Genomic DNA, 11992 nt, shown 5'->3' on the forward strand with positions numbered 1-11992 from the left:
ACATGGCGGATGCGCCTCTGAAAGGCCTCAAGGTTCTGGAACTGGCCCGCGTGCTGGCAGGGCCATGGATCGGACAGACACTCGCCGATCTGGGTGCGGATGTCATCAAGGTGGAAGCGCCCGGCGGCGATGATACACGGCGTTGGGGCCCGCCCTGGATCGACCATGATGGCGAGCGCGCCGCGGCCTATTATCATGCCTGCAACCGGGGCAAGCGGTCCATCACTGCCGATTTCAGGACCGAAGAGGGCCGTGATCTTGTTCGCAAACTGGCTGCGCAATCGGATGTACTGGTCGAGAATTTCAAGCATGGCGGGCTCGCGAAATACGGGCTGGATTATGCGGCATTGAGCGCCATCAATCCCCGTCTCGTCTATTGTTCGGTCACAGGCTTTGGCCATACCGGCCCCTATGCCGACTATGCCGGCTATGACTTCATCATTCAGGGCATGTCCGGCCTGATGGATCTGACGGGCGAGACAGACGGTGCCCCGCAGAAAATCGGCATTGCCATCGCGGATCTGTTGACCGGGCTTTATGGCGTCATCGCCATTCAGGCGGCGCTGGCCGGGCGGGAGAAAACCGGCAAGGGCCGGCATATCGATATGGCGCTGATGGATTGCATGACCGGCGTCCTCTCCAATCAGGCGATGAATTATCTGGTAACGAAGAAAAGCCCGCACCGCATGGGCCCGGCACATCCCAATATCGTGCCCTATCAGGCCTTTCCGGTGAAGGACGGCTATCTGATTATCGCCGTCGGCAATGATGGCCAGTATCAGCGTCTGGTCGATTTGCTGGGTCTGGAGGCCGGGCGGGCGCCGGAATATGCGACCAATTCCGGCCGGGTCGAACATCGTGAGCGTCTGGTGCCGCTGATCGCGGAGCAGACACGAAAATGGACACGTTCAAACCTCCTGCAGGCTTGCGAAGACCACACCATTCCGGCCGGCCCGATCAACACCCTTGCCGAGGTCTTCAACGACCCGCAGACGATCGAACGGGAAATGGCCATTCTCGTCGACGGTGTGCCGGGCATCCGCACCCCCATCACCTTCACCGGCGACAAGCTGGCGCTTGGCAGGCCGTCCCCGAAGCTGGACGAGCACCGGGCAGAAATCCTGGCAGAGTTGACTACCGGATAAAAAAAGGCGGACCCGAAGGCCCGCCCAGTCATACCAGTAATCCGAAACCCGGAGGGAGAATCCGGCGACCGTTCGATAGGCCCGGCATGTGTCAACTTCGTCGCTTCTCCATGAAGCCTGCAAGACGGATCAGCCCAGCATCTTCACATGATGGGCGATGTGATCGTCCATGAAGGTCGAGATGAAATAATAGGAATGATCATAGCCGGCCTGCCGGCGCAGGGTCAGCTTCTGCCCCGCTTCCGCGCAGGCCGCTTCGAACAATGCAGGCCGCAAATGTTCTTCCAGGAAATTATCCGCCAACCCCTGATCGATCAGGATGTGGGCGCTGGACGCCTGTTTCCGTACCAGCTCGCAGGCATCATATTGCGCCCAGCTGGAACGGTCCTCGCCCAGATAGGCGGTGAAGGCCTTTGTTCCCCAGGGCACTTGCGCCGGTGCGACAATCGGCGCGAAGGCGGAGCAGGTCCTGTAGGTCTCGGGGTGTTTCAGGTGAAGGGTCAGCGCGCCATGCCCGCCCATGGAATGCCCGAATATACCTTGCCGGCTCATATCCGCCGGGAAGTTCGCGGCGATGATCTGTGGCAACTCATCCGTCAGATATTGATCCATCCGGAAATGTTTCGCCCACGGCGCTTGCGTGGCGGTCAGGTAGAAGCCCGCCCCCTGCCCGAGATCGTAAGACTCATCGTCGGGAATTCCCTCGCCGCGCGGGCTGGTATCCGGCGCAACGACAATCACGCCGTGACGCGCCGCCGCAGCCTGGAGATTGCCCTTCTCCATCACATTCGACCAGTTGCAGGTCAGGCCCGACAAATACCACAACACCGGCACCGGACCGGACTCTGCCTGCGGCGGTACATAGACGGCAAACCGCATCGCCGTCCCGGTCACCGATGAGTCGTGATCATGGACGGACAAAGTGCCGTTGAAGGATTTGAAGGTGGAAATGGGGGTCATATCGGACAACTAGCCAAAATAATCTTCGTCGACTTTCTTGATGTGAAGGATCTCCTGATCACGACACCCGATATTGTAGGCAATCATCAGTTTTGCTAGCTGCCGTCCGTCGATTAAAACAATTCGATTGCCAAGACCTTTTGCGGTTTCAATCGCGGCTGGCGAAAACGCGGATGTTGTAACGAAAATTCCTTTTTGAGCACGCTTGAGGCTTAGCCCGCCGAAGAAGTCCCGGATGGCCCCGGAGCCTATTGAATTCCCTTCGGCGTAACGTTTTGCCTGCAAATAAATCTGATCCACACCCAATGGGTCTTGATCGATTACGCCGTCGATTCCGTCATCACCAGACTTGCCAAGCGCGCGCCCCGCTTCCTCGCTTGACCCTCCATAGCCCATGGCGATCAGGAGCTCGACAATCAGCTGTTCGAAAAAGGCTGGCGGCGCTTCACGCACGCGATCAAGAAGGTCAAGTGATAGCGCGTTGTTTATTTTCTTATGCGCTGCGCGAAGAATTTCATCCGGTGTTTCATCTGCTGTTTCATCAATTATTTCGCTTTTCTGCTTGTCCGATCTCTCAGGTTTTCGGTTCTGAAAGTCCTGAAATTCTTCAAACTGTTTCAAAAAGCTATTGTCTATTCGCTGGTCGGGTTTTGATAGGGCGTCTCTGCCGCGCTCAGTAATCGTGAAATGCCCTCGTCGTGTTGCGCGAACCAACCCTGCTTGTTTCAGATATGACTTCGCCCAGTGGACGCGATTTGCAATTACGGTCTGCTTGCCACTGGGCAGCAATTCTTCGCGCTCATCCTGTGACAGGCCCAGTTCGCCACTCAACGTATCGACCAGCTCGCCAATGCGAATTTCTCCTGCGGCCGAATGCTCGAGGACGGGTCTCATGAGGGACTGATAATCCGGAATCAAAGCGAAACCCCTTCGCGCGCCATCAATAAACCACCACGCTGCGAATGCTCTCGCCGGCATGCATCAGATCAAAGCCTTTGTTGATGTCTTCAAGCGCCAGCTTGTGGGTGATCAGCGAGTCGATATCGATGCGGCCGTCCATATACATGTCGACGATTTTCGGCACATCCGTTCGTCCTCTGGCCCCGCCAAAGGCCGAACCGCGCCAGACGCGGCCGGTCACCAGCTGGAAGGGCCGCGTGGATATCTCGGCGCCCGCCGGGGCGACGCCGATGATGATGCTCTCGCCCCAGCCCTTGTGACAACATTCCAGCGCCGCGCGCATGACATCGACATTGCCGATACATTCAAAGGAATAATCCGCCCCGCCGCCGGTCAGCTCGACCAGATGACCAACGAGGCCATCATGCCCGCCGGGAATGTCCTTCGGATTGACGAAATCCGTCATGCCGAACTGGCGCGCCATGCTCTCGCGGGCCGGATTGAGATCGACGCCGACGATCTGTTTCGCGCCGATCAGCTTCAGCCCCTGGATGACATTGAGCCCGATCCCGCCGAGCCCGAACACGACGGCGGTGGAATTGGGCTCCACCTTGGCGGTGAACATCACCGCGCCAATGCCGGTCGTCACGCCGCAGCCGATATAGCAGATCTTGTCAAACGGCGCGTCCTTGCGGACCTTGGCCAGCGAGACTTCCGGCAGGACGGTATGGTTCGAAAACGTCGAACAGCCCATATAGTGCAGGAGTTTCTGCCCCTTGTAGGAGAACCGGCTGGTCCCGTCCGGCATCACGCCCTTTCCTTGCGTGGCGCGCACCTTCTGGCAGAGATTGGTCTTGGGATTGAGGCAGTATTCGCACTCCCGGCACTCGGCCGTATAGAGCGGAATGACATGATCACCGGGTTTCAGGCTGGTGACGCCCGGCCCGACTTCGAGCACCACGCCCGCGCCTTCATGGCCGAGAATGGCCGGGAAGGCCCCTTCGGATTCCGCGCCGGACAAAGTGAATTCGTCGGTATGGCAGATACCGGTTGCCTTGATCTCGACCAACACTTCCCCGGCCTTCGGGCCCTCGAGATCGACCTCGCAGATTTCCAGCGGCTTTCCGGCTTCAAAGGCAACAGCGGCGCGTGTTTTCATCAGTCTCTCTCTACTCGTTCGGTTCGGTCACAGCCGGGATTTCGGTGAAAGGCAGGATACCGAATTCCGGATAGATTTCAGTGGGGAAATAGACCCGCCCATCCGCCATCACCATGGAGATCGTCTTGATCTCGCGCAGATCCTGTGTCGGATCGCCCGGCACCATGAAGAAGTCGGCGAGATAGCCTTCCTCGATCAGGCCCACCTCGTCGCCCACACCCAGATATTCGGCCATGCCGTGGCTCGCCCAGGCGAGGATTTCCGGCGGCGTCATGCCGATCCGCTGATACAGCTCCAGCTCGCGGTGATAGGTGAAAGACCCGCCCAGATCGGTACCGGGCACGATGAAAATACCGCGTTCGCGCATCCGCCGCAGCGTCTCGGTGATCTGGTCGAACGCACCGCGATAATTGATGTCATCCTCTTCCGTCTCGATCGCCGCCCAGGCCGAGCGGGCCTGCCGCTGCGCGTCGACCGGCAGATGATCGATATAATCGACCGTTCCCGGCGAAATCTCGCCATTGCGCGACAGGAGCAGGGCTTCATGGATCGCGAAGGTCGGATCAATCGCCACACCATTCTCCACCATCGCATCCAGCGTCGCCTGAACCGGCGCGCTGTCGAGATCCAGTGCCGGCAGGCGGCGCAGAGCCGTCAGACGGAGCAGTTGCCGCGTGTCCTCACCCTCTTCCAGCACCCAGCCCAGCATGACCTGGTTGATATGCGTCATCTCGTCATAGCCGGCTGCAATCATCGCATCGGCATTGGTGAAGGCCGGCACATGGCCCGAGACACGCAGGCCGCGGTCATGCGCGCGCGCAATCATGGCCGGCACCCATTCCGGCGTCATGGAGTTGTATATCTTGATCTGGTGATAGACGCCCGCATCGGCATAGAAATCGACCGCCGCGACTGCTTCCGCCTCGCTGGAAACGATGATGCCATTATTCGAGCTGTAATCGCTCTGGCCTTCGATAAAGCCGGACCGGTGAATGCGCGGCCCCGCCAGATCGCCGGATTCAATCCGCTCCACCAGCGCGCCCAGCACTTCGTTGTCATTGCCCATATCCCGCAGCGACGTGACGCCCGCAGCGATATTCAGGAAGGCGGCGGTTTCGCCCATATGGCCGTGCATTTCAAAGAAGCCGGGCAGGAGCGTGCCGCCCGCCCCGTCAATCTCGACGGCATTGGCAGGGGCGGCCATGTCAGCCGCTCCGATCGCGGCAATCGTGTTGCCCTCGACCAGTACCGAGGCCGCGTCGCCGCGGGTTTCCGTTTCGGCGTTGAAAATATGAACATTCCGGATCAGCACCGGCGCGTCATAATCGCGGATCACACGGGACTGGATCTCCTCGAACCGGCGCGCGCCATAGTCCGCTGACAGATTGCGCAGGCGCTCGTCCTCGCCTTCAAACCCTTCTGCAAGAATGGCAAAGCGCGGCGTTATCAGCCCCATGAAGGCCTCACCAGACATCAGGAAATAGGTCGGGTTCACACTCGTTCCGGACATGGCATAAGTCGTGGCGTCGAAGGTTTCTTCGCCATTCGAGAGCGTCAGCGTCTCGATCGGTGTCATCCGCAATTCACCGCCCGGAATGGCCGGCAAAACACCGTCCTCATCAGCGATCAGGGCGCGCGCCGCAATAGCCAGCCAGTAGGGGCTGCCATCCTGCGGCACATAAAATCCCGGCGATTCCATCACCGCCTCGTCAGACCCGGTCGCATCCGTCCAGCTCGCCTGACTGTCGGTATAGCCATAGGTCTCGTTGACCGCATTGCCGAACGTCGTATTGCCCTCGACCGTCCAGCTGATGGGCAGCCCGTCTTCATCGAGCAGGACGCGCTCGCTGATCGTCGGACCCCGGCCATTATTGCGGAATTCGTATTCGACCGAATACCCGTCCTCGATCTCGCTGATCTCCAGCGCGCCAATCACGGTGCCACCGACCATGATGGTGAAGACTTCCGCCTCGGCGATCTGTGCCGTCGCCGCCCCTGACCCAGCCGTTTGCGAATCTGTCGCCGGCACCGCCGCCGACGGTTCCTCTGCTGCTGGTGAACAGGCCGCAATTACCAGGCCCGCGCCCGCCAAAAGGCTCAATCTGATCGAATTCATGTCATTCTCCCCCGAATTGTTGGGGAGAGACTAGCAGGCCGGTCTGGCCCTGTCGCCTGACCCGGTCCCTATTGTACTGTGATTGCAAGCGACGTTGCCGGGCTTTCACGTCCAAAAAAGAAACCAATCCGGTTGTCGCGGGGATTGAAGGCAATCGGATCGCCGGTAGATCGAATGAAGGCGGTGAAGGTCCGCACCTCGTTGCGCGCAAAGTCAAAGGAAAGCGTTTCCGCACGTTCGCCAAGGCATTGTCCGGTTGCGGGGTTGGTCGCGCAGAATTCCACCGTGAACGCTCCTGCAATCGCATTGGATAGCGAACGCGCTTCCAACGTAACCTGACTTGTCCGGCCTATATTTACCGCAGCAAGCGCTACAGCGGTTGCCCGGCCTTGATCAATGCGGGCCACCCCGTCCCCCGACGCACTGATTGCAGATGTGATGACATCGGCACTATTGGCGCCTGTGTTGGAAAAGCCGAACGAATTCACGCCGGGGAAAACGGCCGCTTGCACATCGCCGCAGCTCACAAATGGCGCAAAATCCACACTTGCGTATTGACGGCTGGCTTGCAACTGTCCGTCGTCAGGACATTTGGCACAGATTGCGGCGTGATCGTTTGGAGCATCGGCCTCGTCTGGTGGGTTGATATTAGGCGGCGAGTTTGCGGTGTTGCAAGCGCCGATGTTCGAGCGTCTGTCGCTTGATCCTTTCACGTTGTTTGATGATGGTTTGTGCTCTGCCGAAGTAGGCGTCTGCAGGCGTCACATTGTTCAGGCTCTCGTGGTAACGTTGATGATTGTAGTGTTCGACGAACGCTTCGATCTGCGTTTCGAGGTCGCCGGGCAGGAAGTAGTTTTCCAACAGAATGCGGTTCTTGAGGGTCTGGTGCCAGCGCTCGATCTTGCCTTGCGTCTGCGGATGGAAGGGTGCGCCGCGAACATGGCTCATGCGCCGGGCCTCGATGTAGTCTGCTAGCTCGCCCGCGATGTAGCTCGGCCCATTGTCGCTAAGCAGTCTGGGTTTGTGCATCACGGTAGCCTGGTCGCAGCCTGAAGCAGCGAGCGCCATGTCCAGCGTGTCGGTGACGTCCTCGGCGCGCATGGTCGAACACAGCTTCCAGGCGATGATGTAGCGCGAGTAATCGTCGAGTACGGTCGACAGATACATCCAGCCCCAACCAATGATCTTGAAGTAGGTAAAATCGGTCTGCCACATCTCGTTCACCCGGGTCGTCTGGGTATGGAAGCGATCAGCAGCCTTGATCACCACATAGGCTGGGCTGGTAATCAGATCATGGGCCTTCAACAGCCGGTAAACCGTAGCCTCAGACACGAAGTAGCGCGTCTCGTCAGTGAACCGCACAGCCAGTTCCCGTGGGCTGAGCTCGGACTGCTCCAGCGCCAGTTCGATAATCTGACCGTGGATGTCGGGCGGAATACGGTTCCACACACGGCCCGGTACCGATAGCCGATCCTCCAGCGCTTCAGGTCCACCTTCCAGATACCGGTCATACCAGCGATAGAAGGTTCGCCGCGCTATACCCAGCTTCTCAAGCGTAACCTTGGCAGGCAAGTGGGACTGCTCGACGAGCCTGATGATCTCGAGCTTCTCAGCTGCAGGATATCTCATGCGCCGTCTCCCCCATCCGCGAGAATGCTTTTTTTGAGCAGACGGTTCTCCAGCGTCAGATCAGCCACGCATTCTTTGAGATCACGCGCCTGATGGCGCAGATCCTTGACCTCATCGCTGGTGGCTGCACGCGCAGTGTCACCGGCAAGCCGGCGTTTGCCAGCCTCCATGAACTCCTTCGACCATGTGTAATACAGGCTCTGCGCAATGCCTTCCTTGCGGCATAGCTCGGCGATGCTGTCGTCACCGCGCAGGCCTTCCAGCACGATCCTGATCTTGTCTTCAGCCGAGAAGTGTCGCCGCGTTGCCCGGCGGATGTCCTTTACCACACGATCTGCAGGCTTTTTGGACTTTGTAGATTTGGCTCTCATCTTCATTCCTTGGTCATTACGACGAGAACCAAATCCTCCTTAAATCACAACCCCAATTCTGTGCCATAGGTGCTGACGGGGAACAAGTCTAGCCCATTTTTGACCGCACACTCCAGACATTAAGACCGAACGCAATCCATCAGGAGTCAAAATCAAACGCTTCTTCGCCCTCGCGCGTCAGCGTGAAAACATAGGGCCGGGCCATGCGCTTCATATCCATGAAGCCCAGGACATTATTATCGTCCAGCTTGCGGAAAACGTCATGAATAGGCAGCTGATCATAACACATGGTCGCCGACACCTTGCCGCGATACTCGGTCATCCGCAGGCGCGCCCGGCTCCTCCGGGTCTGCATATAAGCCTTCATGCCCCAACGCAGGGCGGGCAGCATCCATTCCGGATAGTGCGGCGTTTTCATCCGCGGCCCCATCGGCATTTTGCCGGGATCAGCAAAATACTTGCGACCCTGCCCGTCGAGATGGACGAGCGGATGAACATTCTCTTCGTCCAGAAACGTCTTGCCATACCAGCGTGCCAGCGCCAGCGAGCCGTCCATATTGTGACCGGTGGAGACTTCGCGCCCCCACCATTCGCCAATCATGAAATCGGTCGGGATGGGATTGAGGCCATCATACAGGGCCTCGGCGGATTCAAAGCTCATGGAAACAGGATATGTGTCATGGGTCATGGCGATATTAGGCCATGAATTGCAGGACCTGCCTAGCGCTTTGACGTCGCCGCAGCGCGCGGCGTCAGCGCCGGCAGCCATCGCGTCCAGAGCCGCCAGCCCAGAAGCAGAGCGAGGATGCCGGCATGGATCAGCGGGCCGGGCTGGAGGCCCTTTTCAGCGAAGAAATGGTGCGTCACGGCAAGGATCGCCAAGGGATAGACCAGCATATGAAGCCGTTGCCAGCGTTGCGGGCCGAGCCGCCGGATCATGGAATTGAAAGAGGTCGCCGCCAGCGGCACCAGCAGGATTAGCGCCGCCATACCGAAGGTGATGTAGGTGCGCTCGACAATGTCTTCCCACAGGGCCGGCAGGGAAAAGAACAGGTCCGCACCGAAATAGGCGAGCAGATGCAGCAGGGCATACCAGAAGGCCGCCAGCCCGATCCGCCGGCGCACCTGCAGGATGGGTGTCCAGCGAGTGATATCCCGGAACGGCGTCACCGCCAGCGAGATCAGAAGGATACGCAGCGCCGTCTGGCCCAGAAAATGGTGCGTCGCCGCCACCGGCTCAAACCCGAGATCATGTTCCATCCCGGCAAGCAGCAAGGCCCACTGGCTGGCAATCCAGACAAGGGGCAGCACCAGCAGAAACAGCGTCACCGGCTTCAGCCAGTGCCGCGCGAAGTTGCGCAGGAAGGCGGATCTTTGCGCCATTGGCCTTAGTAGTTTTCTTCCAGATCCATACCGGCATAAAGCGAGGCGACGTCGTCATAACCGTTGAACATCTCCGTATCGCGGCGGGCGAAAGGTCCGGCCCCGATGATGCGCTCGCTCGCCTGACTCCATCGCGGATGGGACCGGTTCGGGTTGACGTTGGAATAGAAGCCGTATTCGCGCGGCGCCGACTGTTTCCAGCTGGTCGGCGGCTGTTCAGACACAAAGCTGATTCGTGAAATCGACTTGATCGACTTGAAGCCGTATTTCCACGGCACCACCAGGCGCATCGGCGCGCCATTCTGGTTCGGCAGAACTTCGCCATAGAGGCCCACCGCCATCAGCGTCAGCGGATGCATGGCTTCATCCATCCGCAGACCCTCCTTGTAGGGCCAGTCCAGCACCGGAAACCGCGTGCCGCGCATTTCCGAGCGGTTCAGATAGGTCTCGAACGCCACGTATCGGGCATCGGATGTCGGCCGAAATCGCTCCAGCACCGAGCTCAGGGGTACACCGATCCAGGGAATAACCATCGACCAGGCTTCCACGCAGCGCAGCCGGTAGATGCGTTCTTCCAGCGCATTGAAATCCACGAGATCCTCGACGCTGAACGTCCCGGTCCGCTCCGCATGACCGTCGACCTGCACGGACCAGGGATCGGTGGTCATCGCGCCGGCATAGCGGGCCGGATCATCCTTGCCGGTACCGAACTCATAGAAATTGTTGTAGCCGGTGACCGCATCATAGGGCGTCAGATCGCCATCCGTGACACGATAAGCGGTCTCCGAATAATCCAGCGATCCGTCGGATACACGCGGCGCGGCTTGGGTCTCGTCAGGTTCCTGCGCCGAACAGGCGGATGTCATGCCGGTCAGCGCCAATGCGCCCCCGGCCGCCATGATTTTCCGGCGATTGAGATAGAGATGCTTTGGCGTCACATCATTTTCGGTCACGCCCGCCAGAGGCGGTTTCCTGATCAGCATGTCGGTCCCCTTATTCGCTCGGTTCCCGTTGGGACATAGCACGATCAGCGGCCACGTCTCCCCGGCTTCACCAATTGTGATCGGGCGTGATCTGGCGTGACAGGATCGCGACCATGCGATTATCGCTCGATCGTATTCCGGGCCACAACAGCGGCTCCCTCAAATATCGCCGACGATGGATAAAGCACGACGCGGTCGCCTTCTTCCAGACCCGAGACAATATGGGCCTGCAGGCCGTTATTCCGATCGATCTCTACCGGCACGCGGCGGGCGCGGCCGGACCGGACGGCGAAGACCGCCCAGTCATCTCCATCCCGGAAGAGCGCGCTGGAAGGCACGACCAGTGCGTTTTCATTCTCCCAGATCACGATGCGGACCACGACACGATAACCATGGCCCAGTCCTTGCGGTCGCTCGTCGGGGTTGGCAAAACGTATCACAGAATTGACGCGTTGTTCTTCGACGCCCAGGGCCGAGAATTTCGTAAAACCCCACGGATCAACGCGTTCAACCACGCCGTCGATATCGGATTCTCCGCCCCAGTCTGCGATCAACACCCTCTGACCGGGCAAGACCCTGACAGCATCGGTAGACAGGAGCTCGACCAGAATTTCCAGATCATGTTCGACATTGCCGATTTCCAGAATTGGGGACCCGGCAGGCAAAGTGGTTTCACTTTGCTGGATCAGGCGCAGCACCCGTCCGGAAGCCGGCGCATGTATCGGAATATCCGCGATCAGCTGTGGCGCATCCTCGCGATCTCCGCTGATGCCATCAAGCATGGCACGCGCATTCGCCAGCTCTGCTTGCCGGACGGAGACTGCGGCATCTGCGGAATCGAGTGCCGCACTTGCCGAACGCGCCTCGCGGACCGCACGATCCAGCGCGGCTTCGCTGGCGACGTCATTCTCCCGCAGATAGCGCTGCCGCTCCAGTTCTGATTCCGTCAACTCAAGGTCGGCAACCGCCCGGTTACGTTCAGCCTGCGCCAGCCGCAAAGCGGCCTCTGCGGCGCTGACATTGGCGCGGGCCTGCTCGCGCGTCCTTACATCCAGCACAGCCGGATTGGACGGGGCCATATAGGCCACGATATCCTCGCCGCGCTCCACCGGATCACCGGGCTCGACCTCGACACGGCGCAACCGGCCCGACACCGGTGTTGAGACGACATAGGCATCATGAACCCGTGTCCGCCCTTCTTCTGTGACCGTATCCAGCATAGGCTCCCGGACCACTTCTCCGATATCAACCGGGACAGGACGCGGCCAGAAGGCAAATGCCAGCACGGCCACCAGCAAAACGGCGGCTATGAGGACCAGTATGGTGCGCGAATATTTCTTGATCAT

Annotated in this window: 11 protein-coding genes; 1 reads left to right on the forward strand and 10 read right to left on the reverse strand. The window is 59.4% G+C overall.

Translation table 11 applies throughout. From position 1 onward, the window contains the following. Positions 1-2: 2 nt before the first annotated feature. A complete protein-coding gene (locus HXX25_RS09985; RefSeq protein WP_187165776.1) occupies positions 3-1145 on the forward strand; it encodes a CaiB/BaiF CoA-transferase family protein in 1143 nt (380 codons plus the stop codon). A gap of 129 nt (positions 1146-1274) precedes the next feature. Here HXX25_RS09985 and fghA read toward each other — a convergent pair whose 3' ends face one another. The 10 genes from fghA to HXX25_RS10035 all read right to left on the reverse strand — a co-directional run bounded on the left by fghA (position 1275) and on the right by HXX25_RS10035 (position 11992). After that, positions 1275-2105 carry an S-formylglutathione hydrolase gene (gene fghA, locus HXX25_RS09990; protein WP_187165777.1) on the reverse strand — a complete coding sequence of 277 codons (831 nt, stop codon included), beginning with the start codon at positions 2103-2105 and terminating at the stop codon, positions 1275-1277. A 9-nt stretch (positions 2106-2114) separates the two neighbouring features. After that, entirely contained in the window at positions 2115-3023 is a 909-nt protein-coding gene (locus HXX25_RS09995; RefSeq protein WP_187165778.1) for a restriction endonuclease, read from the reverse strand. Positions 3024-3045: 22 nt separating this feature from the next. After that, on the reverse strand, positions 3046-4164 hold the full coding sequence (locus HXX25_RS10000) for an S-(hydroxymethyl)glutathione dehydrogenase/class III alcohol dehydrogenase (protein ID WP_187165779.1): 1119 nt from the start codon (positions 4162-4164) through the stop codon (positions 3046-3048). 10 nt (positions 4165-4174) lie between these two features. Further along, positions 4175-6280, reverse strand: a complete 2106-nt coding sequence (locus HXX25_RS10005) for an amidohydrolase family protein (protein ID WP_187165780.1) — start codon at positions 6278-6280, stop codon at positions 4175-4177. Positions 6281-6348: 68 nt separating this feature from the next. Then, on the reverse strand, positions 6349-6993 hold the full coding sequence (locus tag HXX25_RS10010) for a hypothetical protein (RefSeq protein ID WP_187165781.1): 645 nt from the start codon (positions 6991-6993) through the stop codon (positions 6349-6351). Next, positions 6929-8280 (reverse strand): IS3 family transposase gene (locus tag HXX25_RS10015; RefSeq protein WP_187165782.1). Its coding sequence is split into 2 segments (ribosomal slippage): positions 6929-7944 and positions 7944-8280, totalling 1353 coding nucleotides; the frame shifts between segments, so codons are not numbered across the junction. Before HXX25_RS10015 ends, HXX25_RS10010 begins: the two co-directional genes overlap by 65 nt. A gap of 139 nt (positions 8281-8419) precedes the next feature. After that, positions 8420-8968, reverse strand: a complete 549-nt coding sequence (locus HXX25_RS10020) for a DUF4334 domain-containing protein (protein WP_187165783.1) — start codon at positions 8966-8968, stop codon at positions 8420-8422. A 32-nt stretch (positions 8969-9000) separates the two neighbouring features. Continuing rightward, the gene (locus HXX25_RS10025; protein WP_187165784.1) at positions 9001-9663 is read right to left on the reverse strand and encodes a sulfite oxidase heme-binding subunit YedZ; all 663 of its coding nucleotides are present in this window, start codon (positions 9661-9663) and stop codon (positions 9001-9003) included. Positions 9664-9668: 5 nt separating this feature from the next. Further along, complete coding sequence (msrP, locus tag HXX25_RS10030) at positions 9669-10646, reverse strand: protein-methionine-sulfoxide reductase catalytic subunit MsrP (RefSeq protein ID WP_187165785.1); 978 nt, start codon at positions 10644-10646, stop codon at positions 9669-9671. 119 nt (positions 10647-10765) lie between these two features. Next, the gene (locus HXX25_RS10035; RefSeq protein ID WP_187165786.1) at positions 10766-11992 is read right to left on the reverse strand and encodes an efflux RND transporter periplasmic adaptor subunit; all 1227 of its coding nucleotides are present in this window, start codon (positions 11990-11992) and stop codon (positions 10766-10768) included.

It is taken from the genome of Hyphobacterium sp. CCMP332 (assembly GCF_014323565.1).
Lineage (GTDB): Bacteria > Pseudomonadota > Alphaproteobacteria > Caulobacterales > Maricaulaceae > Hyphobacterium.